Consider the following 25145-nt stretch of genomic DNA (forward strand, 5'->3'; position numbering starts at 1 on the left):
TTAACAGAACGGTAATGATTGCGAGCCTCATACTGTCCTCCTTTGTGTCCAACAGATGGGGTGTGATGAACATTCAGGATAGGAGTTGAGCACCCGTTTGTTGGTATGGTTTTGTTTTTAAGTTGTGACGAAATGTAAAGAAAAACCCAGGGCACTAATGCGCTACTTCAATAGTGATACGCGTCGATGAATAATTTTGAACACAGACACTTGAAAATTTTCAAAGCGTCACCAAGTACGGCTGCGACATGTAATTGACCGGAGGGTAAGAATGCAACATCAAGAAAATACGCAACCAGAAACTGATTCCACCACAGCGGCAGCGGCTGACACAACAGTAGACGCAGCGCCAGAAGTTGAAGCAGTTGCTGCTGAGGAAGTAGTTGATTTGGCAGCAAAAAATGCCCAAATCATCGCCGAACTCGAAGCAAAAGTTGCAGAATTGCAAGATGCTTTCATGCGTGCGAAAGCGGACGGTGAAAATATTCGTCGCCGTGCACAAGAAGACATTAGCAAAGCACACAAATTCGCGATCGAAGGCTTTGCTGAAGCCATGGTGCCAGTCAAAGACAGCCTGGAAATGGCATTGAAAGTAGAAACACCCTCGATTGATTCCTTAAAAGAAGGTGTTGAAATGACACTCAAGCAATTGAGTGCTGCATTTGAAAAGAACCGTTTGCTGGAAATTAACCCAGTGCAAGGCGAAAAGCTTGATCCAATGAAACATCAAGCAATTTCGATGGTTCCTGCTGAACAGGATGCCAATACCGTGGTTACTGTTTTGCAAAAAGGCTATAACATCGCAGACCGCCTGTTACGCCCTGCTTTAGTGACAGTTGCACAAGGGAAGTAAAAAAAAGCGTAAAAAACCAGCAAAAAACGCTTGAAAAGCAGGTTTTTTACCTAATATCCGATACAGACGAGTGAATTACCAGAAGATGTGATGACTTTGATGGCTAAAAACCAAGAAAGTTCAACTATTCGGCGTCACTCACATATATTGACAAATAAATAAAATCTAAATTCTGAGGGAAAATCATGGGAAAAATGATTGGTATTGATTTGGGTACAACCAACTCTTGCGTCGCTATCATGGAAGGCGGCCAGCCTAAAGTTATCGAAAACGCTGAAGGCGCGCGTACCACGCCATCTATCATTGCTTATCAAGAAGATGGCGAAATTCTGGTTGGCGCATCTGCGAAACGCCAGGCTGTCACTAACCCAAAAAACACACTGTTCGCGGTAAAACGTTTGATCGGTCGTAAATTCGAAGAAAAAGAAGTACAAAAAGATATCGGCCTGATGCCTTACACCATTTCTAAAGCAGACAATGGCGATGCATGGGTATCCGTACGCGACAAACGTTTGGCTCCACCACAAATTTCCGCAGAAGTGCTGCGTAAAATGAAGAAAACCGCTGAAGACTACCTCGGCGAAGAAGTGACTGAAGCCGTTATTACTGTTCCAGCGTACTTCAACGATGCACAACGTCAAGCAACGAAAGATGCAGGCCGTATCGCTGGTCTGGACGTTAAACGTATCATTAACGAACCAACTGCAGCGGCGTTGGCGTTCGGTCTGGACAAAAAAGAAAAAGGCGATCGTAAGATTGCGGTCTACGATTTGGGTGGTGGTACATTCGACGTGTCGATCATTGAAATCGCTGACGTTGATGGCGAAATGCAATTTGAAGTATTGTCCACAAACGGCGATACCTTCCTTGGTGGTGAAGACTTCGATCAACGCGTCATCGACTACATCATCGGCGAATTCAAAAACATCAACGGTCTGGACCTGTCCAAAGACCCAATCGCTCTGCAACGTATCAAAGCGTCCGCAGAACGTGCAAAAATTGAACTGTCTAGCTCACAGCAAACAGAAATCAATGAGCCATACATTGCCATGGCAAACGGCGCACCAGTGCATTTGAACTTGAAAATCACGCGCGCTAAACTCGAAGCATTGGTCGAAGAACTGATCCAAAAAACGATCGACCCATGCCGTCTGGCGATTAAAGATGCAGGCGTGAAGACATCCGATATCGACGACATCATCCTCGTTGGTGGTATGACACGTATGCCAAAAGTGCAAGAAGTGGTGAAAGACTTCTTCGGCAAAGAACCACGTAAAGACGTGAACCCAGACGAGGCAGTTGCTGTTGGTGCTGCGATCCAAGGTTCTGTTTTGTCTGGTGATCGTAAAGACTTGTTGCTGTTGGACGTGACACCACTGTCCTTGGGTATCGAAACCCTGGGCGGCGTCATGACAAAAATGATCCAGAAAAACACAACGATCCCAACAAAATTCAGCCAAGTGTTCTCGACTGCGGATGACAATCAGCCAGCGGTAACAATCAAAGTGTACCAAGGTGAGCGTGAAATCGCTGCCGGTAACAAAGGCTTGGGCGAATTCAATCTGGAAGGTATCCCACCAGCACCACGTGGCACACCGCAGATCGAAGTGACTTTCGATATCGACGCGAACGGTATTTTGCATGTAGGCGCAAAAGACAAAGCAACTGGTAAAGAAAACAAAATCACGATCAAAGCGAACTCTGGTCTGACGGAAGAAGAAATCCAGAAGATGGTGAAAGATGCTGAATTGAACGCGGAAGAAGACAAAAAAGTCAAAGAATTGGCTGAGTCCCGCAATCAAGGCGACGCATTGGTTCACTCCACCAAGAAAGCCCTGGCTGAACATGGTGACAAGTTAGACGCTGGCGAAAAAGAGAAGATCGAAGCTGCCATCAAGGATCTGGAAGATGTACTGAAATCTGGCGACAAAGCAGAGATCGACACAAAACTGGGCGCACTCTCCACTGCTTCTCAAAAGCTGGGTGAAAAAGTGTACGCAGACATGCAAGCACAACAAGCTGCTGCTGGTGCAGCGGGTGGTGCAGCAGGCGGTGCTGAATCTGCTGCAAAAGATGATGACGTTGTTGATGCTGACTTTAAAGAAGTCAAAGACAGCAAATAATCCCGTTCTCTAGTATCCAGAAAACGGCAACAAAAAACGCAGAAGCGTGAAGGCGCAGAGGTCGCAGAGCATTTCAAGATGATCTCTGCGAACTCTGCGCTTTTGTAGTAACTGTTGTTGAACTTTTAAAATGACACAGCACGTACCCTGTACGCAGACTGTGAATTAAAAAAACAAGGTGTAATCGAGATGGCGAAGCGTGATTTTTACGAAATTCTCGGAGTCGGTAAAAACGCCTCAGAAGATGAAATCAAAAAGGCTTATCGTAAGCTGGCGATGAAATACCATCCGGATCGTAATCCGGATAATAAATCCGCAGAAGAAAAATTCAAGGAAGCCAAAGAGGCTTACGAGATGTTGTCGGATAGCCAGAAACGCGAAGCATACGACCGCTATGGTCATGCTGGTGTCGATCCAAATATGGGCGGCGGCGGTGGCGGCGGCGCGGGCGGCTTTGCGGATGCCTTTGGTGATATTTTCGGTGATATTTTTGGTGGCGGCGGACGTCGTAGTTCCGGTCCTCAAGTTTATCGTGGTGCAGATCTGCGCTACAACCTTGAAATTACGTTAGAACAGGCAGCAAACGGCTTCGACACAACAATTCGCGTTCCAAGCTGGGACTCTTGCGAGACTTGCCATGGCTCTGGCGCGAAACCAGGCACATCACCAGTCACATGTACGACCTGCGCTGGTCACGGTCAGGTACGGATGCAACAAGGCTTATTCAGTATTCAGCAAACCTGTCCGAAATGTCACGGTACCGGTAAGATGATTCCTGACCCATGCCCAAGTTGCTCAGGCGTTGGTCGCATCAAACGTAACAAAACACTCGAAGTCAAAATCCCAGCAGGGATTGATGATGGCATGCGCATCCGGTCTTCTGGTAATGGTGAGCCCGGTGTCAACGGTGGTCCTCCAGGTGATTTGTATGTGGAAATTCACATCAAACAACACCCAGTGTTCCAACGTGAAGGGGATGATTTACATTGCGAAATTCCCATTTCCTTCGTTAAGGCAGCCTTGGGCGGTGACATCGAGGTACCAACCTTAAGCGGTAAAGCATCGTTTACGGTTCCTGAAGGCACGCAATCCGGAAAAACATTCCGTCTGCGTAGTAAGGGTGTGAAAGGTGTTCGTTCAGGCTACGCGGGAGACTTGTTCTGCCACGTTGTCATTGAGACGCCAGTGAAATTGACTGAAAAACAAAAAGATTTGCTGCGTGAATTTGAGCAATTGACCGTTGAAGGCGGCTCAAAACATAACCCACAAAGCAAAACATGGATGGATAAGGTCAAGAAATTTTTTGAGTAAGTAACAAAGCATTCATCTAAAAATGCCCTGTTGATGTTTGAACAGGGCATTTTTTATGGAGCAACTAATCACACCCTATGTAATTTAGACGTGTCAATCCCAAAAAAGGGGATGGATTGCACCGTTTTGTGCATTAAGCTTGTTGACCATTTAAATAAAACCAAAAAACAGAATGGGGAATTGTCGGGTATGATTTCTTACTGACAAATATAACCACCCAACTCGACATGAAATGATTGTTCTGAGGAGACAAAATGCGTTTTACCACCTATAAGTCCTGGATTGCAGGCGTTAGCTTCATGATCGGTGCCGCGTTGAGCACCAATGTCATCGCTACGGAGGTCGCCGGAGTCAAACTCGACGATACCATCCAATTAGCCAATACCGAGCTCAAACTCAATGGTGCCGGTATTCGATACAAAGCCATTTTTAAAGTCTACGTTGCTGGACTCTACATCAAAGAAAAAAAGACGACGGTTCACGACATCTTGAATGTGGACGGTCCCCGCCGTGTTTCCATCGTTATGTTGCGTGATTTAAGCAGCGAAGACTTCAGCCGTGGCTTTATGCAAGGGATTCAAAAAAATACTGACAAAACAGATAAAGCAAAACTGACTTCCCAGTTTCTCCGTTTTGGTGAGTTATTTGCGTCCGTTCCAGAGCTGAAAAAAGGCGATATCATGACGACCGACTGGGTACCTGGCGTTGGCACTGTCGTTGCGTTGAACGGTAAAAAACTGGGCGAGCCTTATCCTGATATTCTGTTCTACAACACCTTGCTCCGTATTTGGTTGGGTGACAATCCAGTCGATACCGGATTGAAAAAAGCGATGTTGGGTGAAGGTGAAACACGCGGCATGTTTCACTAAATAACAAGCAATCTGTTCAGGGCGGGGATAACCCGCCCTGATGTTCATTGGTGCACAATCAATGCTTATCCCAAGCGGAATTGATTCTCCGTCTTTGCAGAAGTCGCGAGGTGAACGCCTCTTTAAGTCCCTTTTCAACGCTTTCCATTCCATGGCAATTTCATGAATGAGCGGCGTCATCGTACAACGGAGATCAAGGAGTTAGCAGCGAGATAGACGCAGTTATGACATAACACGATCTAACTTCGCTTTTTTGCTGCTAACGTTCAACAGTGTCATTCCTTGGCTCGTGTGGCTCCATCTCACGCATGAAAATAATGCGCTATTCTGTCCACCGCAGAAGCGGTTAAAATCATGCCTGTTTCACATTCAGGGCATGATGATGGTAGACCAAATCCGAACAGAATTGACCCCAGCGCAGTTGTTTGAAAACAATCGCCGTTGGGCCCAAGCGATATGCGACAAAGACGCTGACTTTTTTAAAAAGCTCGCCGCCCAGCAAAATCCTGAGTACCTCTGGATTGGCTGTTCCGATAGTCGCGTTCCTGCAAACGAATTACTCGGCTTATTGCCTGGCGAATTATTCGTACACCGCAATATCGCTAACGTCGTGGTGCACTCCGACTTAAATTGTCTCTCTGTGCTACAGTTTGCCGTTGATGTACTGGGCGTGAAGCACATTATTATCTGCGGTCATTATGGCTGCTCCGGTGTTCACGCAGCGATGACGGGTGGCCGTGTTGGATTGGCGGACAACTGGTTGCGTCACGTGCAAGACGTACATCAAAAGTATGATCGCTATATGGGCGAAACGTTGAACCTGAAGCAACGTGGTGACCGGTTATGTGAATTGAACGTGATTGAGCAGGTCGTTAATGTATGTAAGACAACGGTGATCCAGGATGCCTGGGAACGTGGACAACCTGTGACGGTGCATGGCTGGGTCTACGGTTTACAGGATGGATTGTTGAGTGAGCTGGGCATGACAGTCAGCTCTCCCGAGACACTGGCACAGCATGTAGAACAAAGTCTTGCACGATACGACGTCACATAACGCATGAGAGCGTGGGTGTCTGACTCCGCTTCTCTGTCACCTCCTGGCATAAACAGTGTACGCAACAACTTGCGGCGCGGTGACTATAAGGTAGTGATATGAATCAGATACAGCCCAAAAAATTGTTGATGTCCAAATGGACAGCAACGGAAATCGTTGCAAAACAAAAGCATTTCATTGTGACGAAGTTAATCGAACAGATCGATCCGACACAGCCCATTGAAATGATTGAAATGGAAGCCGTTTTTAGTAAAGCGGTACGCCAGTTGCCATGGCGTGAGTTATGTGATGACACAAAGTGGAAGCGAGGCTGGCAATGACAGTCGCACTGCATCTGGATTCGTTTCCGTCACCACTTCGCGCGCTTGTTATTGGCGCATCGGGCGGCATTGGTGCCGCATTTGTCCGCGCATTACGCCTTGCCTCATCGGACAACCATGTCGAAGAACTGCATCGGCACTCTATCCCGCCGGTTGATTTCAGTGAAGAAACCAGCATCGAGCGCGCGGCAGAGCAACTCGCCGCTCGTGGACCTTTTCATCTGATCATTAACGCGACAGGCGTTTTGCATGGCAATGACTTCATGCCAGAGAAGAAATTAAGTGACTTGCAGTACGATCACTTAAAAACGGTCTTTGAAATTAACACCTTCGGCCCCGCGCTAGTGATGCGCCATTTTGCACCGTTACTCGATAGCCAACGCGGCGTGATGGTGATGCTGTCTGCTAAAGTCGGCAGTATCGAAGATAATCGACTTGGCGGATGGTATAGCTATCGCGCATCAAAAGCCGCGTTGAATATGCTCGTGAAAACTGCAGCAATTGAACTCAAACGCAGCCAGAAAAACGCGGTGCTGTTGGCACTGCATCCGGGGACAGTACAGACCGGTTTGTCGCAGCCATTTAGAGGCGGTAGCGTGGCACGCAATGCGGATGAGGCCGTGATCGATATGCTCAACGTCATCAATCAGAAAATGCCTGAGCAATCCGGTCATTTTTATACCTATGGGGATGAGCAGTTGCCTTGGTGACTGTATTTCACTGTGTTCGAGAGCGATTGCGCAGACAACAACGCACCTCCGCTTCGTCATTCTCCGCGAAAGCGGAGAATCCAGTGCGCGCCAGCGCTTTGCATGGGCACTCTCGTGCCACTGGATCACCCGCCTGCGCGGGTGATGACGATGGTGGGAGTGCGGATATTTTCACCAATAACGCACCTCAATGTCGACAACAAAGTCCCTCAATGTCGTCAACAACGAACCTCTACGTCGTCAACAACGAACCTCTACGCCGTTAACAACGCACCTCTGCGCCGTCAACAACGCACCTCCGCTTCGTCATTCTCCGCGAAAGCGGAGAATCCAGTGCGCGCCAGCGCTTTGCATGGGCACTCTCGTGCCACTGGATCACCCGCCTGCGCGGGTGATGACGATGGTGGGAGTGCGGATATTTTCACCAATAACGCACCTCAATGTCGTCAACAACGAACCTCTACGTCGTCAACAACGAACCTCTACGCCGTTAACAACGCACCTCTGCGCCGTCAACAACGCACCTCCGCTTCGTCATTCTCCGCGAAAGCGGAGAATCCAGTGCGCGCCAGCGCTTTGCTTGGGCACTCTCGTGCCACTGGATCACCCGCCTGCGCGGGTGATGACGGGGGGGATCGACCTATTGTTAATTACACCGACAACGAACCAAAGCTAAAACCGAAACCGAAACCGAACCAAAGCCAAAGTCAAAACCAAAACCAAAACCAAAACCAAAACCAAAACCAAAACCAAAACCAAAACCAAAACCAAAACCAAAACCAAAACCAAAACCAAAACCAAAACCAAAACCAAAACCAAAACCAAAACCACCCATCATCTCAACGCCGGCATCCCAACGTTAATTTCCCAGAGTAAGGCCACATAAAATTTCAACACAGCATTTTCATCCAACCTCAACAAAGAAGAAAATGTAGTAAAAAAACCTTACATCACCAGCCGATAACCAACGCCCGTTTCAGTAATAAAGTGCTTCGGTTGGGCCGGTTCGCGTTCGAGTTTTTGGCGTAGGTTTGCCATGTAAATACGGAGATAATGGCTACTTTCAGAATGGTTCGGGCCCCAGACTTCTTTCAGTAGTTGCTGATGGGTCATGACCTTGCCGACATTTCTGGCGAGTACGGATAACAAGCGGTACTCAAGGGGGCTGAGATGAATGGCTTCATCGCCTCGGGTGACGGTCCGTAAGCCGAAATTGATACTCACATCACCAAATTGAAACATCGCATCCGCTTGGGCGTTGGATGGTTGTCGACGTCGTAGATGTGCGCGGATGCGGGCGATGAGCTCAGCGGCGCCAAAGGGCTTGCTCAAGTAATCGTCTGCGCCAGCGTCAAGTGCGGCGACTTTTTCGTGTTCTTGGGTGCGTGCGGATAAAACGATGATGGGGACTTCACTCCAGCTACGTACATCGCGGATCACCTCTAAACCGTTGATATCGGGGAGGCCGAGATCAACGATCAATAAATCAGGCTTGCGGGTGGCGCAGGTAATTAAACCTTGTTTACCTGTCTCGCTTTCATAGACAACCATATCCTCTGCCTCTAGCGCAGCAGTCAGAAAGCGGCGAATTTGTTTTTCGTCTTCAATCAGGACGATATGAATTTTACTGTCGCTCATGGTAATTCCGACTCGATTACAGGTGGCATTGCGGGGGCGACACCCACTGGCAGAGAAAACGTAAATTGTGCGCCGCCTTCGTCGAGTGTCTCAGCCCAGATTTTACCATTGTGCGCACCGATAATGGCTTCGCAAATGGCTAATCCCAAGCCAACGCCTGGGCTGGCGGCTTCCACATCGCCGCGAGTAAATTTTTCAAAAATATTGATACCGACAGGTAAGCCAGGGCCGTTGTCTTTGACAATGACCCAGACGTCATCTTGATGTCTGATGGCACTGAGCGTGATTTGACCTGCACCATATTTGGCGGCGTTTTCAAGTAAATTGCAGAGAACGCGTTCAATCAGCACGGCATCAAACGATAAGAGCGGAAGATCGCTCGCGAGGTGAGTTTCCAATTGATAGCCGATCAGGCTATGACTACAGGCCCGTAACGCACTACCAACAACTTCTTCGATGGGCTGCCATTGCAGATTAAGATTAATTTTGCCGGATTGTAAGCGAGCCATATCGAGTAAATTGGCCACCAGTCCGCTCATACGCAACGCTTCTTCATGAATGGCATGACTGAGCTCATGGCGTTTTTCTACTTGCAACTCAGGTTGTTGATCTAAGGTGCTAGCGAGTCCGACAATAGCGGTTAATGGTGTGCGTAAATCATGTGAAATCGCAGACAGTAGCGAGTTACGCAAACGCTCTGCCTCCATGTTGATTAAGGCATCTTGTGCCACATCAACGTAGTGAACGCGCTCTAAGGCGAGTGCGATTTGGGAAGCGAAGGTGTCGAGTAATTGTTGCTGCTCTGGCTGAAATACTTGATGTGGATCATGCGGTGCGATGGCTAACACTCCCCGTGTCCGCATGGGAGCTTGTAATGGGATGTATAACACGGCATTTGAGGGCAGGGTATTGGTGCCTAATCCTGCTTTTTGTGCATTGTCATAAACCCACTGCGCAACATCGTTATCCAAGTCTTGTAAGGTCGCTTTAGCATCGCCGCCAGAAACGGGAGGGCGGACTTTTTCGTGGCTATCAGGTAGTAATACGGCGACTTTAGCTTGGAAAACCGGCGCGACATGCTCTGTACTGATTTCAATGATCTGTTCGATCATCAGCGCACCGGATAAGGATTTGGTCATCGTGTAGAGCGCGTCGGCGCGACGTTCGCGATAATGGGCGATCCGTGCTTGGAACCGTAAATTCGCCATCAGGTTACTGATGATCAGCGACACAGCGAGCATAATGGCAAATGTGAACAAATACTGACTATCGCTCACACTGAATGAAAATCGCGGCGGTACAAAGAAAAAATCAAAACTTGCCACACTGAGAAACGAGGCCAATACTGAGGCACCACGTCCAAAACGGATAGCAATAAAGACGACGGCGAGAAGATACAGCATGACCACGTTGGCGAGATCAAATATCTGCGTCAGCCCTGCGCTGATCAAGGTGGCACCCATACATACGACTGCCGTCCAGATGTATTCGGAGGTGGTGGTTTTCTTCGTTTGCTCGGTGCTGAGATGGCTTCTACGGGGAAGCATGGACCTTTCGGCATTTGCATCAAGATCATGACCCACCATCACAATGTCGATGTCTTTGGTGCGATTGGCGAGTTCATCGGCAAGACTGTTTCGCAGAAGGCGTTCCCATGCCGGACGTAATGATTTGCCGATAACGATTTTGGATACGTTGCGGCTCTGTGCGTAGCTCAGTAATAAGCTGGGCAAACTTTCGCCTGCCAGTGTTGTCGTTTCTGCGCCAAGTTCTTGCGCGAGTTTCAGCGTTTTCATAATTGCTTCACGCTGTTCGCTGCTGAGATTTTGGAGCTTTGGCGTCTCCACGTAGACGGCGATCCAGTCCGCACGTAAGCTCGCTGCCAAACGTGCTGCGCCTCGCACCAGTTTGCTGGCGCTCTGGTCTGGTCCGACGCAGACGAGCAGTCGTTCTTTCGCCTGCCAGACGGTATTGATGGACTGGTCAGCGCGATAGTCGCGCATTTGCACATCCACCTGATCCGCTGTTCGGCGCAATGCTAATTCCCGCAAAGCGATCAGATTCCCTTTACGGAAAAAATTCTTTGCGGCGCGTTGTGCCTGGTGTTCAAGATAGACTTTGCCCTCCTTTAACCGCCGCAGGAGTTCATCTGGTGGTAGGTCAACGAGGGTGATTTCATCTGCTTGATCGAACACTTTATCTGGCACGGTTTCCCACACGCGAATACCGGTGATCTGACCGACGACGTCGTTGAGCGTTTCGAGATGCTGGACGTTGACGGTGGTGTAGACATTGATACCCGCTGCGAGTAACTCTTCGATATCTTGCCAGCGCTTTGCATGGCGTGAACCGGCGACATTGGAGTGCGCCAGTTCATCCATGAGGATTAGTTCAGGATGGCGCTTTAAGGCCTCGTCAAGATCGAATTCGGACAAGACGCGGTCTTTGTATTGTATTTTTTTGGCAGGTAAGACATCCAAATTTTGACTAATCTGGACCGTGTCATGGCGACCATGTGTTTCGACGACACCGACCAAGACATCGACGCCATTTGCTTTCTGTGCGTGGGCGGCATTGAGCATGGCGTACGTTTTACCGACGCCGGCGCAGGCACCAAAAAATATCTTCAGACGACCACGCTGTTGCTTCTGATCTTCGCGCTGAATTTTATCTAACAAGGCATCAGGATCGGGGCGGTTGGTGTTCATGGTGTCAATCGTCAAATAGCCCGGCATGGCCGGGCGGGGTTATGATGCTATGCTGCACGATCTCCGTTGGACGATCGTTGCTTCATGAGGCGCTTAGTGCAACTGATCCAATGCCAAATTGAGTTCCAACACATTTACGCGTGCTTCACCAAAAAGGCCTAATTGCGGCTCTTGGGTGTGTTGAGCAATTAGATCACGGACTTGTTCTGTTTTCAATCCGCGCGCTTTGGCAACCCGTTGTAGCTGATAATTGGCTGCAGCAGGGCTGATCTCAGGATCGAGACCGCTGCCGGAAGCCGTGACGAGATCTACAGGGATCGCTGCTGTATTCTCAGGATCCGCATCATGTAAGGCTTTGATGCGATCTTCGATGGCTGCTTTCAGCGCGGGATTGGTTGGCCCTTGGTTGGAGCCTCCTGAGGCTAAGCCATTGTACTCAAAGGTACCCGCTCCGGAGGGTCTACCCCAAAAGTGCTTAGGATCAGAAAAATGTTGACCGATGAGTGTTGATCCTAAGACCTTGCCATCTTTTTCAATCAGGCTACCGTTGACTTGGTGGCTAAAGGCGACTTTACCGACGCCAGTGACTACCAATGGATAGACCACACCTGTCACTGCGGTCAACAGGACGAAGGAAGCGATGAGGGGACGTATTATTTTCATGATGAGCTTTCCGCTTGTCGGGTTAGACCAGACCTAAAATAGTGAGGATGATGTCGATCAGCTTAATGCCAATAAATGGAACGATCAGCCCACCTAAACCATAGACCAGTAAATTACGGCGCAATAAAACATCGGCACCTAAAGCGCGGTATTTCACCCCTTTTAATGCCAGTGGAATCAGGAACACGATGATCAGCGCATTGAAGATCACCGCCGACATGATTGCGCTTGATGGACTTGTTAAATGCATCAAATTGAGCGCATTGAGTTGCGGGTAGGTCGTTGCAAACATCGCAGGAATAATCGCAAAGTATTTGGCAACGTCATTCGCGATACTGAAGGTCGTGAGTGAGCCACGTGTCATCAGCATTTGTTTGCCAATTTCGACGATCTCAATGAGCTTGGTGGGATTGGAATCCAGATCCACCATGTTACCGGCTTCTTTGGCAGCTTGTGTGCCGCTATTCATGGCAACCGCGACGTCCGCTTGCGCTAAGGCCGGTGCGTCGTTCGTGCCATCGCCCGTCATGGCAACCAATTTGCCTTCAGCTTGATGAGAGCGAATCAACTTCAATTTATCTTCTGGTGTTGCTTCTGCCAGAAAATCATCGACACCCGCTTCTGCGGCAATGGCAGCGGCGGTGAGACGGTTATCGCCGGTGATCATGATGGTTTTGATCCCCATCTGACGTAATTCAGCAAAGCGCTCTTTGATGCCACCTTTGACGATATCTTTGAGCTCAATGACGCCCATGACGCGTTGATCATCAATGACGACGAGTGGCGTACTTCCTTGACGTGAGACCTGTTCGACGGTATCGATCACAGATGGCGGGAAGCTGTTGCCCAACTCAGTGAAATATTTGCGTGTTGCATCGACAGAGCCTTTGCGGATTTTACGCACGACACCAGCTTGCGTTAGATCGACACCACTCATACGAGTTTGCGCGGTGAAGGGAATAAATTCTGCTCCCAGCGCTTGGATATCACGTTCACGTAATTGGAACAGCTGTTTTGCCAGAATAACGATACTCCGACCTTCAGGTGTTTCATCCGCAAGAGACGACAGCTGTGCGGCATCCGCCAATTGTTCTTCGGTGATCCCAGGTGCAGGATAGAACTTGGAAGCCTGACGATTGCCGAGCGTAATCGTGCCTGTTTTATCGAGCAATAACACATCGACGTCACCAGCCGCTTCAACCGCACGACCTGATGTGGCAATTACATTCGCTTGCATCATACGACTCATACCCGCGACCCCAATCGCTGACAACAAGCCGCCAATGGTCGTCGGAATCAGGCACACCAACAACGCAACGAGAACGGTAATCGTGACCGGTGTGCCGGCACCCGATGCCTCGACACTAAACTGCGAGAAGGGCAATAGGGTCACGGTTGCCAACAAGAAGACAATCGTTAATGCGACCAATAAAATGGTTAATGCAATTTCATTCGGGGTTTTTTGACGCTTCGCGCCTTCTACCATAGCAATCATACGATCTAAGAATGCTTCGCCAGGATTGACGGTGACACGCACAATGATCCAATCGGACAACACGCGTGTACCACCTGTTACTGCGCTGAAGTCACCACCTGATTCACGAATGACTGGTGCCGATTCACCAGTAATGGCAGATTCATCGACAGAGGCAACGCCTTCAATGACCTCACCATCTGCAGGGACGACATCGCCCGCTTCGATGAGGATGATATCGCCTTTACGCAGCGTTGATCCACTGACCAACATCTGAGGTGAACCACGTTTTGCCGTTGTTAGTTTCTTCGCGCGCACATCTTGCTTTGCGCCACGCAGCGATTCTGCTTGTGCTTTACTGCGTCCTTCTGCCAATGCTTCGGCAAAGTTCGCAAACAAGACGGTAAACCATAACCAGAGTGCGACGGCGAGGATAAAGCCAGCAGGTGCTTCGCCTTGACTGGTGTATGCCTGGATAGTTAATGCGGTTGTCAGAATACTTCCCACATACACCACAAACATGACCGGATTTTTCATCTGGATCTGGGGTTGCAGTTTGCGGAACGCATCAAGAATCGCTGGTTTGACGATGCTGGAATTCAGCAACGATAATTCAACTTTATGGCTCATTTTCTTCTTTCTTTTATTGGGCGATCATCGTCAGATGTTCAACAAGTGGACCGAGCGCCAATGCGGGGATGTAGGTCAGCGCACCAACGATCACCACCGTTCCCAGTAACAAAGCGACAAACAACGGACCATGCGTCGGCAAGGTGCCTGCAGTCGCTGCTAATCGTTTTTTGCGTGCCATGGCACCTGCGACAGCGAGGATAGGGATAATGATGAAGAAGCGACCAAACCACATAGCAACGGCTAACATCGTGTTATAGAAAGGCGTATTTGCATTGAGGCCTGCAAAGGCGCTACCGTTGTTATTAGCAGCGGATACAAAGGCATACAAAATTTCCGTAAAGCCATGGGCGCCAGGATTCGAGATGCCTGCTTTACCATCCGTAACCATGACGGATACTGCCGTACCAACCAACACAAGCAATGGTCCGATCAAGATCGTGATGGCAATCATTTTCATTTCAAAGGCTTCGATCTTTTTGCCGAGATATTCTGGTGTACGACCAATCATCAAGCCTGCAATAAACACGGCCATGATCGCAAAAATCAACATGCCATACATACCCGCACCTACGCCACCAAAGACCACTTCACCGAGTTTCATGAGTACGAGAGGTACCATGCCGCCGATCGGAGTAAATGAATCATGCATCGCATTGACTGCACCGCAGGATGCTGCCGTCGTGATGGTTGCAAATAATCCGGACGCAGCGATACCAAAGCGTGTTTCTTTGCCTTCCATGTTGCCACCCGCTTGTGACATGGCGGGAGTGCTGCTCATCGCTTGATCAAGTCCCAATTTGCTGAACATCGGATTGCCTTGTTGCTCGGCGACAATCGCAATACCGGCGAATATCACAAACAGAATGGCCATGACAGCAAAAATCGCCCAACCTTGACGCTTGTCGCCGACCATCTTGCCGAAGGTCACACACAAGGCGGCAGGAATCAGGAAGATCGCAATCATCTGTAAAAAGTTAGAGAAAGGGGTAGGGTTCTCAAATGGGTGGGCAGAGTTTGCATTAAAGAAACCACCACCATTGGTACCAACCATTTTGATTGCTTCCTGAGAAGCGACTGGGCCCATTGGTAATGTTTGCGTTGTCGTGCTTTGTGCTTCCATGACCGGTTTGCCGGCAGCATCATTGACTGGCGCACCAGCGGCGTCGACTTTGGGAACGCTGTAATCGAGTTTTTCAACTAACTGCGCTGTTTTGTAGGCGTCAAAATTCTGAATCACACCTTGGCTCATCAAGCCAATAGCGAAGACGAAAGAGAGTGGCAGCAATATGTATAAGGTGCTTCGTGTCAGATCGACCCAGAAGTTACCGATACTTTGGGCAGTGTGACGTGCAAAGCCACGAATCAATGCGACTGCCACAGCCAAGCCTGTTGCTGCAGAGAAGAAGTTTTGAACGCTCAAGCCAGTCATTTGCGTGAAATAACTCATCGTTGTTTCAGGCGTATAGCTCTGCCAGTTGGTATTAGTGACGAAACTAATTGCCGTATTGAAAGAGGAATCTGGACCGACACCAGGCAAGGCCTGTGGATTAAGCGGTAAGGCCAATTGAAAGCGCTGCAGAGCATAGACGACCACGACGCCCAGTACATTGAAGGCCATCAGTGTGATCGCATAGTGCTTCCAGGACATTTCTTCAGCAGCATCGATGCCAAAGAGTTTGTAGAAGAATTTTTCTACGGGTTGGAGTAACCATGACAAGGGGTTTTTTTCGCCAGTCATGACTTTGTTGATATAAAGACCCAAAGGCACGGCAAGCGTCGTCAATACGACCATATACAGTGCAATTTGGAAAAAGGCTGAGTGATTCATCAGAATGCCTCCGGTTTCAAGAGCGCATAGACCAGATAGACGAGTAAGAGGGCCGCAACGACCGCAGAAATGATTTGAAACAGACTCATAAACCGCCTCCAAGATGGCTGCAACCCTTGATCAGGGCGAATGAACATACTGCAAATAGCAGTACATATCCCACGTAAATAAACTCCATATGACCTCCAGTGAAATCCTTTGATGACAGGTAAGACAATAGGGAAAAAGGGATAAAGATGTCGTATAGCTTCATTGGTCGCGTGTAAAAATTGTGTAAACACCGCTCAAACCACGCTTCATCAGTTGCCGAGGAGTCATTTTCGGTATGGTTGAGGTCCTTCTCCATTTGACGCGTAAAGCGTCAGTGAGGATGAAGTTAATCCGTCAAAATTGACTGTTCACTCCTTCAAACCTGCAGTTGGTCGCAATGATCCTTCGTGATCAAGATGGCATGTCTATGATTCAACCTGTCATTCGATGTGGTGTCGCGAAACTGCCAGAGAATGACAAACCATATCGCTTTGTCGTTACGCAGAGCGACCGAATTGTTGTTCGGAATTTGTTATTTCTACGCAGATAAAAAAGGAAACGATCATGTCAAAACTTGTTGCTTTCATCGCTGGTGCATGCGCTTTGGTATTCACACAGCAGGCAGTATTTGCCGCCGATACATCGTCATCTGAGTCGGCGATACAAACCATCGAATTACCTGTGCATGCAAGGCCGATGGATATCGACACGGCATTACGGTTCGTTGGTGTGTATGAGTTATCGAATGGTGAGGCGTTGAAGATTGTCAAAAGAGGACAATCATTCTTTGCGAGTGTTGGAGGTGACGACACACTGCACTACGTGGTTGCTACAAGCAAAAATACGATTGTCTCGACAGACCGACATTTGAAAATTCATCTGGAGCACGATCGTGATGGCAATGTCAGTGGAGAAGTGTACATTGCGCGTAAAGCGAATGACATTCCTGTCATGGCAGCGATTCGTTGATGCCAATGGGGCGGACTACTCCATATTGTCCGTACAGCGTGGTGCTGCCACACAAAGAAAAACCTTCAGCAGAACATAAGATCTGCTGAAGGTTTTGATGATGCGTATCCGTCTTCAGAAACGACGAACTTAGAATGTTTTTGTAGCGATCAGCACAGCGCTGTTTTTACCCAAAAATTTTCCGTTTGCAGGTGAGGCGTAAAACGTTTCGTTGGCGTTGGTGCCAATGACTGCCAGACTGACAGTGATGTCCGCAAATTGTTTAAACTCTTTGCTGATTCCCACTTTGTAGTCGGTGTAGGTAGCGGCACTGGCGTTGACGCCTTGCACTTTTTGGTATCCCACATGCAGATTTAGCGTGAGTCCTTCGCTGATCTCGATATTCGCACCAGCATCAAGATAGCCGCTGTTTTTACTACCCACAATACCGAACAAAGGAGTGAGTGCATGGGAGTATTTGAGATAGGCAGGACCGTAGCCTAGCTGACCATATATTTCCAAGGTATTGGCATCTTTCATGCCGACGTTGGTGAGATCGTTGTTGACATACACGTAGGCAAGTGCGCCTACATCATACGAAACATCTTTCGTGATTTCTCCGCGCTTACCAGCGTAGATATCCCACTCTGCCGGTGTACTGCCTGCACCTGGTGTATCAGAGATCCATTTGATCGTTGATAACCATGTGCCTGCGTAAAGGCCTGTTGGATTGTTGGTGTAGTCGGCACCGCCTTGTAATGCAGGTTCTAGGCGGGTTTGTGAGATACCACGATAGCGGTAATCGCTAGCGAGGCTCGCGTTGAAACTGACTTCGTTGTCTGGTTTTGCTTCGTCGGCAAAAGCAGCTCCGGATGAAATCAGCGTTGCAATGACACTTAAAACAGGATATTTTTCTTCATGTGATCTTCCTTTTTCCTCGTCGCCAACATGGCAACTTGATAGTGGTGAGAATAACGTTGAAGGTATAAAAATAGTGCAAAGATAGTCTAGGCGAATGTATAGATGACGTAAACCTGCGTTTGCATCAGTGGTCTACATACGACAGAAATGGGACATTCTCTGCACGATGTTTTGGTCTATCCTGTTTTTTATTGAGGTTCTTTTGCTTACAATTAAAAACAATGTTCCGGTGCAGGAAATGATTGATCTTTGACCGCAGCAACATAGGCTGAGACCGCTGCATCAATCGTCGTTTGGCCGTCCATAAAGTTTTTAACGAAACGCGCTTTGCGTCCAGGGAAAACACCCAGCAAATCGTGCATGACTAATACCTGACCAGAACAATCAACGCCAGCACCAATACCAATCGTTGGAATATGCAACGACTCAGTAACTTCTTTTCCTAAACTAGCAGGAATCGCTTCGAGAACCAGCAAGCTAGCGCCTGCTTGCTGTACCGCTAATGCTTCTGTTTTGAGTAGCTCCGCTGCGGCATCGGTTTTTCCTTGGACTTTATAGCCGCCTAATGTGTTAACGGATTGCGGTGTTAAGCCAAGATGGGCGCATACGGGGATAGAGCGTTCGGTCAAAAATTTGATGACGGGTAAGAGCCATGTCCCACCTTCTAATTTGACCATGTGCGCGCCAGCCTGCACCAGTTGTACGGCGTTCTGAAAAGCGGATTCGGGTGTGGCGTAACTACCAAATGGCATATCTGCAACAACAAGTGCTTTTTTGTTTCCACGTGCAACAGAAGCAGTGTGATACGCAATATCGGCGATGGTGACTGGTAAGGTGGACTCATGTCCTTGGCAGACCATACCCAATGAATCGCCAATGAGTAACACCTCAACGCCGCAACGGTCCATCAGTGCAGCAAAGCTTGCATCGTAGCAGGTGAGCATCGTGATTTTTTCTCCCTGAGCGCGCATGGTTTGCAAGCTAGGAACGCTAACAGCTTTACGATCTTGTAAATATTCAGCCATTCTTTTCTCCAAAGGTAATGCCGTCATTTCACTTTTTTTGACAGCTGGTTTTGGTCTCCACCAAGATCCCAGATGAAATAGTTCTTTTTTATTTGATACCCATCGCCGGGGTAATCGTTTTAATTGTTTTAACTGTTCTACGTGTTCTACGCGCTCAATGTGCTCTCTGTGCTACATCGTCTTTGTCGACGGAGTGTATCTCAATAGGGCATCAAGCGCTGTTCATACTATTCGGCAACAGAAAGCATTGTAATTGCTTGATCTGCAACCAGCGGTAGCCAATCACTGATTGTTCCTTTACCCGGAATAACCAGTGCCGGTGCGAGTTGCGCCAGCGGTAGCAAGACGAAAGCACGTTCTGTCATGCGCGGATGCGGAACCGTGAGCGTGGCGGTGTCAATGATCGCGTCGCCATAGAGCAATACATCGAGGTCTAAAGTTCTCGGCGCATTGCGGTAGGGACGTTCGCGTCCAAATGCGAGTTCAATGGCTTGTAGCGCCTCAAGCAATGCTTGTGCTGTTAAGTGTGTCTGCAATTGCACAACAGCATTCACGTAGTCATCACCGCTCGAATCGATGGGGGCACTGCTAAATAAAGCCGACGCGACAACCTCCTGACAGCCCGCTATCGACGATAACCGATGCACGGCTTGCAGTACTGTGTCGCGGGCATCGCCAAGATTTGCGCCAATGCCAATGAACGCCTGAATCATTCTTCTGCCTTTGGCTTCGCCGGGCTGCGACGACGTGGCTTGCGCTTCTTCGCTGCCGGTGCGCCGCTTTGTTTTGGCTTGCTATTGATCAGTTTCTCGCGTTGTTCTGCATCACCGTTGATAAAGTCCGTCCACCACTCGCCAATCTCCGTATCAATCTCACCACTGGCACAGCGTAAAAGCAAGAAGTCATAGCCAGCACGCAGACGTTGGTGCTCCAAGACTTTGTAGGGCGTCTTACCGATACGTTTTTCAAAGCGGGGCTGCATCGCCCAGATATCACGCATATCGGCACCGATTTTGCGTTGAATCGCTAACGCATCAGTTTGTGCGTTCAAGACGTCATCTGCTGCCAGATGTAAGGCCGGAATGGGAAATTCACCTGCTGCTTTGTAGGCGTCCCACTTTTCGACAACCTGATGCCACAACAATGAAGCGAACAAGAAACTTGGTGAAACAGGTTTTCCTTGTTGAACGCGCTCATCGGTATTGGCCAGCGCCAGCGTGACAAATTTCTCACCCAAAGGCTGTTCAAGTACAACGTCTAATAACGGCATCAATCCATGATGCAGACCTTCTTTGCGCAATTGCTGCAAGCACGCCATGGCATGACCGCTTGTGAGCAATTTCAGCATTTCATCAAATACCCGAGCTGCAGGCACATTGTTGATCAACGGCGCCATGACAGCGATCGGTGCACGCGTTGCGGCGTCAATCTCAAACTGCAATTTCGCTGCAAAACGAACGACGCGTAACATCCGTACGGGGTCTTCACGATAACGTGCTTCAGGTACGCCGATAATACGCAAGATTTTTTTACGGATATCTTTGATCCCGCCGTGGTAATCCAGAACCGTTTGCGATGCAGGATCGTAGTACATCGCATTGATCGTGAAATCGCGACGGGCAGCGTCTTCATGTTGTTCGCCAAAGGTGTTATCACGTAAAACGCGACCGTGTTCGTCTTTGGGGGCGGCATCATTAGACGGGCCACGGAAAGTCGTGACTTCGAGCAAATCCTGACCGAACATGACATGGACGATCTGGAAGCGACGACCAATGATGAAAGCACGTCTGAACAAGCGCTTTACTTGCTCTGGCGTGGCATTGGTCGCAATATCAAAATCTTTTGGTTTGACACCTGTGAGCAAATCGCGAACCGCCCCACCAACGATAAACGCTTTAAAGCCGTTGTCCTGCAAGGTCTGCGTGACTCGAATGGCGTTTGCTGACACCAGCTTGGGATTGATGCCGTGTTCTTTGGCGGTCAATAGCGTCGGCTTGGGATTCGCTTTGCCTGACTCGGCTGTATTTTTAACGCCGAGTATTTTGCGGATAAATTTCTTAATCATTGCTCACGCATCATTGCTGATGAAACAGGTTAATCTGAGGCCATCCGCGCGCCAGCGCATGGGCGCTCAGTGTTGCGTTTGGATTGGTAGCGACCGGATGCGTCACCACCTCAAGTAAAGGAATATCGTTGTGGGAATCACTATAAAAATAACTCTGACTGAAATCGCTTAGTTGTTGACCGCGACGTTGTAACCAGTCGTGCAAATGGATCACTTTCCCGGGACCCGAGGTAGGAACACCCAGCAACTTGCCAGTGATATTGCGATGGGCATCGATTTCCGGTTCGGCCGCCAGTAAATGTTCGACACCCAGTGCAGCGGCGATAGGTGTCGTGACAAAACGGTTGGTCGCCGTGATGATGGCGATCAGGTCATCCTGATCTTGGTGCTTTTTGAGCAGATCGAAAGCAGCAGGCAATAATGCAGGCTGAATCACTTCATGCATGAATTGCGCGTGGTACTCATCGAGTTGATCTCGTTTAAATTGGGCCAATGTGCCGAGCGCAAATTCAAGATATTCAACGGGATCTAAGGTTCCCGCCTGATATTGTGCAAAAAAATCGGCATTGCGTCGGGCAAATGCATCGGCATCGACGGCACCGATACGGCACAAAAATTGACCCCATTCGTAATCCGAATCGATAGGAATCAGTGTGTGGTCGAGATCAAATAAAGCTAATTGACGCATGGATAATGTAAATAAGTGATCTGAATAGGTTGATTCAGTAAGTTCAATTGTATGTCTTTTTAAAATCGTTGCTGCAACATCAGTTCCCGCAGCAAAGGTAAGGTAATCGGACGCTTCGTCACCAAGGAATAATGGTCAAGCTGATCGAGCATATCCGTCAGCGAGCTCATATCACGTTGATAGTGCGTGATCAGATAGGGTAACACGCCAGCCGATAGCTGAATCCCTCTCGCACTGGCAGCGCGCTCTAAGGCATCAATTTTATCTTCATCGGTTAAACCGTGAAGTTGGTAAATCAAGCCCCAGCCAAAGCGCGTGCGTAAATCATCACGGACATTCAGAATCATCGGAGGATGATTTCCTGTGGCAACCAAAAAGCCCCCATTGGCTCTTGCTTCGTTAAACAGGTTAAACGCGGCGATTTGATTGAGGGGCGAGAGCAATTGACAGTCATCGAGCAAATACAAACTGACTGCTTCACTGAAGTCAAAAGCGCTCTCAGGCGCGTTCGCAGGAATGTAGCGAGACTCGCTATGGTCGGCGAGTGCATGTAAAAGGTGTGTCTTACCTGCGCCTGCCTCACCCCAGATATACACTGAGCGTTCGCCATATTGACTGGCAATCCGCTGTGAAAACAATCCCAGTAATTGGGCTAATTCCGCATTTTGACCGACGACAAACGTGGCGAGTGATGGCAATTTTTGCGCATCAAGATCTAAAAGTAATTGCCTCATGGTTGTCGATAAAAAGGACTATTAAAATACGAGGCACGTAAATGTTTTACGGCCACCGACACGACCGCCGAAGCGGGAAGGGCAACCAGAATGCCGATAAAGCCAAATAACTGACCAAATGCCATTAAAGCAAAAATGACAGTGAGTGGCTGCAAACCGATACGCTCACCGACAAGACGCGGTGTCAGAAAAAAAGATTCCAGGGTTTGGCCGATACCGTAAATGACGGCGACAGCGATCAATCCATGCGCCCCATTGAATTGCAACACAGCGCCAATGAGCGCCAGTGTCAGCCCAAGCCCGAATCCCAGATAGGGGATAAATACCAGAAATCCGGTAATGATACCGACTGGTAATGCCAGATCAAAGCGCGCAATGCTCAGTGCGGTTGAGTAATACACCGCCAGTGCGAGCATCACAAGTAATTGTCCACGCAGATACTGCGCCAGAATGTCATCGACTTCTGTCATTGCGGTCGTTGCCATGGCTACCCAGCGACGGGGGATGAACTGTGCGGCGCGTGCAATCAAAGAATGCCAATCTAGTAATAAATAGAATAAAACGATGGGAATTAACAACAAATTTGCAACCATCCCTAGTACGGCGGTACCGCCGACACGCACAGAGGACAAGATTGCCTTACCGATCACATCGCCGCTACCCGCTAACTGATCAGACAACAGAGACTTGATCCCAACGCTATCAAGTTTGACGTTATAGCCGTAATCGGCCAGTTTTGGACTCACGAATTGGTCAAATTTATCCAAAAACTGCGGAATTTCATCCTGCAACTGTGGAATTTCGCGCTTTAAAATAGGAATGATCACCAAGATGAGCGCCAAGACGACCGCCATCAAAAGCACAATCAAGAGCGTCGCCGCGACCGAACGTGGCATGTTGAAACGTCCCATCTGAAGCGCACACAAGCGGTCAACCCACGGATTGAGCACATAGGCGAGCGTTGCCGAGACAATGAATGGCATTAAAACCGGCCCCAGCATAGCAAATAACACCAGCAATCCACAGCCGGTTGCCACCCATAACATGGTTTGTTTTTGCTCAGGCGAGAAGGAGAGTGACATGGTCAGGGGCGATCGTTATCAAAAAGTGAATATGCTAGTCGAATTTTTGCGCGTTTTATAATGTATTGTCCAAAAATAGGTCAAGCCGCAGCCATTTTGTTAAAATAGCGTTTTTGCCGATGTTTTCTGGCAATTCCTCTATTTTACCGCCTCAAGCCCCTACTGACGAATATCATGAGCACTCCTACCCCTGTTTCTCTCTCTTACGCCGACGCTGGTGTCGATATGGTTGCTGGCGACGCCCTCGTCGATGCCATCAAACCTTTTGCTAAACGGACCATGCGCGAAGGCGTGATGGCTGGTATTGGTGGTTTCGGTGCCATGTTCGAAGTGAGCAAAAAATACAAAGAACCAGTGCTCGTGTCCGGTACGGATGGTGTTGGTACCAAGTTAAAACTGGCATTTCATCTCAATAAACACGACACCGTTGGTATCGATTTGGTCGCGATGAGTGTGAATGACATCTTGGTACAAGGTGCCGAGCCGCTGTTTTTCTTGGATTATTTCGCTTGCGGTAAGCTGGATGTCGCAACGGCAACAGACGTGATCAAAGGCGTGGCTGCTGGTTGCGAGCAAGCTGGTTGCGCACTGATTGGTGGCGAAACCGCTGAAATGCCTTCCATGTACCCAGACGGTGAATATGACCTGGCAGGTTTTGCGGTCGGCGCTGTTGAAAAGTCGAAGATTATCGATGGTAGCAAAATCAAACCAGGTGACGTGATTTTGGGATTGGCATCTTCTGGTATCCACTCCAATGGTTTTTCTTTGGTACGTAAAATTATCGACGTCGCGAAACCTGATCTGAATGCAGATTTCCATGGACGTACGCTGGGCGATGCCTTGATGGCACCGACGCGTATCTACGTCAAGCCATTGTTGGCATTGATGGAATCCATCGAAGTCAAAGGCATGGCGCATATCACTGGTGGCGGTTTGGTTGAAAACGTACCACGCGTGTTGGGTGACACATTAACAGCCGTCTTGCACAAAGATAGTTGGGTGATGCCACCGCTGTTCACTTGGTTGCAACAACATGGCGGCGTCGCAGATGCGGAAATGCACCGTGTATTTAACTGCGGGATCGGTATGGTGGTGATTGTCTCGGCAGAAAATGCTGATGCTGCGATCGCGCATTTGGCAGCATCGGGTGAAACTGTTTCCCGCATCGGCGAAATTCGTGCACGTGAAGGCAACGAGCATCCAACGATCGTTGTGTAAGCTTGCAATGCCATGCGTCCCGTCGAGGGGCGCTGACTTTTCAGAAAATACAGAAAAACGTCACATTCAGTGTGGCGTTTTTTTTTTGCGTTGAACCGAGCAACAATAGCTCGAAATGAATGACCGCCAGCACAAGCGAGAGGCGCATTGTTTCTCATCGTCAAACTTGCTGTAACCAAGCAGGCAACGTTGTTGGAATGAGGGCACGCGCTATCGACTTTTCATTCAATTCTGAAACAATGAATACAAC

The 25145-nt window shown here is 48.8% G+C and carries 24 protein-coding genes; 10 read left to right on the forward strand and 14 right to left on the reverse strand.

All coding sequences use genetic code 11. The annotated features are described in order from the left end of the window. Window positions 1-271: 271 nt before the first annotated feature. The 8 genes from grpE (at window position 272) to ACO0K2_RS01180 (ending at window position 7506) form a co-directional block, all read left to right on the forward strand. Window positions 272-853, forward strand: a complete 582-nt coding sequence (gene grpE / locus ACO0K2_RS01145) for a nucleotide exchange factor GrpE (protein WP_423014881.1) — start codon at window positions 272-274, stop codon at window positions 851-853. A 185-nt stretch (window positions 854-1038) separates the two neighbouring features. Beyond that, window positions 1039-2976, forward strand: coding sequence for a molecular chaperone DnaK (gene dnaK / locus ACO0K2_RS01150; protein WP_423014883.1), 1938 nt, complete (start codon window positions 1039-1041; stop codon window positions 2974-2976). A 189-nt stretch (window positions 2977-3165) separates the two neighbouring features. After that, a complete protein-coding gene (gene dnaJ, locus ACO0K2_RS01155) occupies window positions 3166-4287 on the forward strand; it encodes a molecular chaperone DnaJ (protein ID WP_423014885.1) in 1122 nt (373 codons plus the stop codon). Window positions 4288-4541: 254 nt separating this feature from the next. Further along, window positions 4542-5156, forward strand: coding sequence for a chalcone isomerase family protein (locus tag ACO0K2_RS01160; protein ID WP_423014887.1), 615 nt, complete (start codon window positions 4542-4544; stop codon window positions 5154-5156). Between the two features lie 382 nt (window positions 5157-5538). Next, window positions 5539-6210 (forward strand): carbonate dehydratase, encoded by a 672-nt coding sequence (can, locus tag ACO0K2_RS01165; RefSeq protein ID WP_423014889.1) that lies wholly within the window; start codon window positions 5539-5541, stop codon window positions 6208-6210. A 98-nt stretch (window positions 6211-6308) separates the two neighbouring features. Then, a complete protein-coding gene (locus ACO0K2_RS01170) occupies window positions 6309-6530 on the forward strand; it encodes a TIGR02450 family Trp-rich protein (protein WP_423014891.1) in 222 nt (73 codons plus the stop codon). Further along, window positions 6527-7240: an SDR family NAD(P)-dependent oxidoreductase gene (locus tag ACO0K2_RS01175; RefSeq protein WP_423014893.1), complete on the forward strand. Its 714-nt coding sequence runs from the start codon at window positions 6527-6529 to the stop codon at window positions 7238-7240. Before ACO0K2_RS01170 ends, ACO0K2_RS01175 begins: the two co-directional genes overlap by 4 nt. A 26-nt stretch (window positions 7241-7266) precedes the next feature. Then, window positions 7267-7506 carry a hypothetical protein gene (locus ACO0K2_RS01180; protein ID WP_423014895.1) on the forward strand — a complete coding sequence of 80 codons (240 nt, stop codon included), beginning with the start codon at window positions 7267-7269 and terminating at the stop codon, window positions 7504-7506. Between the two features lie 380 nt (window positions 7507-7886). On the opposite strand, the gene ACO0K2_RS01185 is transcribed toward ACO0K2_RS01180, so the two are convergent. From ACO0K2_RS01185 to kdpF, 7 genes are all read right to left on the reverse strand, one after another. Continuing rightward, complete coding sequence (locus tag ACO0K2_RS01185; protein ID WP_423014897.1) at window positions 7887-8078, reverse strand: hypothetical protein; 192 nt, start codon at window positions 8076-8078, stop codon at window positions 7887-7889. Window positions 8079-8185: 107 nt separating this feature from the next. After that, a complete protein-coding gene (gene kdpE / locus ACO0K2_RS01190) occupies window positions 8186-8878 on the reverse strand; it encodes a two-component system response regulator KdpE (protein WP_423014899.1) in 693 nt (230 codons plus the stop codon). Next, a complete protein-coding gene (locus ACO0K2_RS01195; protein WP_423014901.1) occupies window positions 8875-11586 on the reverse strand; it encodes a DUF4118 domain-containing protein in 2712 nt (903 codons plus the stop codon). The genes kdpE and ACO0K2_RS01195 overlap by 4 nt, the downstream gene beginning before the upstream one ends. A gap of 93 nt (window positions 11587-11679) precedes the next feature. Next, window positions 11680-12249 (reverse strand): potassium-transporting ATPase subunit KdpC, encoded by a 570-nt coding sequence (gene kdpC / locus ACO0K2_RS01200; protein WP_423014903.1) that lies wholly within the window; start codon window positions 12247-12249, stop codon window positions 11680-11682. Between the two features lie 22 nt (window positions 12250-12271). Continuing rightward, window positions 12272-14353 carry a potassium-transporting ATPase subunit KdpB gene (kdpB, locus tag ACO0K2_RS01205; protein WP_423014905.1) on the reverse strand — a complete coding sequence of 694 codons (2082 nt, stop codon included), beginning with the start codon at window positions 14351-14353 and terminating at the stop codon, window positions 12272-12274. A 13-nt stretch (window positions 14354-14366) separates the two neighbouring features. Then, window positions 14367-16184: a potassium-transporting ATPase subunit KdpA gene (kdpA, locus tag ACO0K2_RS01210; protein WP_423014907.1), complete on the reverse strand. Its 1818-nt coding sequence runs from the start codon at window positions 16182-16184 to the stop codon at window positions 14367-14369. Next, on the reverse strand, window positions 16184-16273 hold the full coding sequence (gene kdpF, locus ACO0K2_RS01215) for a K(+)-transporting ATPase subunit F (RefSeq protein ID WP_423014909.1): 90 nt from the start codon (window positions 16271-16273) through the stop codon (window positions 16184-16186). The genes kdpA and kdpF overlap by 1 nt, the downstream gene beginning before the upstream one ends. Window positions 16274-16778: 505 nt before the next feature. On the opposite strand from kdpF, the gene ACO0K2_RS01220 reads away from it, so the two are divergent. After that, the gene (locus ACO0K2_RS01220) at window positions 16779-17183 is read left to right on the forward strand and encodes a hypothetical protein (RefSeq protein ID WP_423014911.1); all 405 of its coding nucleotides are present in this window, start codon (window positions 16779-16781) and stop codon (window positions 17181-17183) included. Between the two features lie 129 nt (window positions 17184-17312). On the opposite strand, the gene ACO0K2_RS01225 is transcribed toward ACO0K2_RS01220, so the two are convergent. The 7 genes from ACO0K2_RS01225 to ACO0K2_RS01255 all read right to left on the reverse strand — a co-directional run bounded on the left by ACO0K2_RS01225 (window position 17313) and on the right by ACO0K2_RS01255 (window position 23677). Beyond that, entirely contained in the window at window positions 17313-18053 is a 741-nt protein-coding gene (locus ACO0K2_RS01225; RefSeq protein WP_423016121.1) for a TorF family putative porin, read from the reverse strand. A gap of 242 nt (window positions 18054-18295) precedes the next feature. Continuing rightward, the gene (gene panB, locus ACO0K2_RS01230; RefSeq protein ID WP_423014913.1) at window positions 18296-19108 is read right to left on the reverse strand and encodes a 3-methyl-2-oxobutanoate hydroxymethyltransferase; all 813 of its coding nucleotides are present in this window, start codon (window positions 19106-19108) and stop codon (window positions 18296-18298) included. Between the two features lie 227 nt (window positions 19109-19335). After that, a complete protein-coding gene (gene folK / locus ACO0K2_RS01235; protein WP_423014915.1) occupies window positions 19336-19821 on the reverse strand; it encodes a 2-amino-4-hydroxy-6-hydroxymethyldihydropteridine diphosphokinase in 486 nt (161 codons plus the stop codon). Continuing rightward, a complete protein-coding gene (gene pcnB / locus ACO0K2_RS01240) occupies window positions 19818-21173 on the reverse strand; it encodes a polynucleotide adenylyltransferase PcnB (RefSeq protein ID WP_423014917.1) in 1356 nt (451 codons plus the stop codon). The genes folK and pcnB overlap by 4 nt, the downstream gene beginning before the upstream one ends. Before the next feature lie 10 nt (window positions 21174-21183). Then, entirely contained in the window at window positions 21184-21861 is a 678-nt protein-coding gene (locus ACO0K2_RS01245) for an HAD family hydrolase (protein WP_423014919.1), read from the reverse strand. Window positions 21862-21920: 59 nt separating this feature from the next. Continuing rightward, complete coding sequence (gene hda, locus ACO0K2_RS01250) at window positions 21921-22595, reverse strand: DnaA regulatory inactivator Hda (protein ID WP_423014921.1); 675 nt, start codon at window positions 22593-22595, stop codon at window positions 21921-21923. Continuing rightward, window positions 22592-23677, reverse strand: coding sequence for an AI-2E family transporter (locus ACO0K2_RS01255; protein ID WP_423014923.1), 1086 nt, complete (start codon window positions 23675-23677; stop codon window positions 22592-22594). The genes hda and ACO0K2_RS01255 overlap by 4 nt, the downstream gene beginning before the upstream one ends. Before the next feature lie 174 nt (window positions 23678-23851). Here ACO0K2_RS01255 and purM point away from each other — a divergent pair, with 174 nt between their 5' ends. After that, entirely contained in the window at window positions 23852-24895 is a 1044-nt protein-coding gene (purM, locus tag ACO0K2_RS01260; RefSeq protein ID WP_423014925.1) for a phosphoribosylformylglycinamidine cyclo-ligase, read from the forward strand. Window positions 24896-25145 lie beyond the last annotated feature (250 nt).

This window comes from Undibacterium sp. MH2W, from assembly GCF_049340215.1.
In the GTDB taxonomy this organism is placed as follows: domain Bacteria; phylum Pseudomonadota; class Gammaproteobacteria; order Burkholderiales; family Burkholderiaceae_D; genus Undibacterium.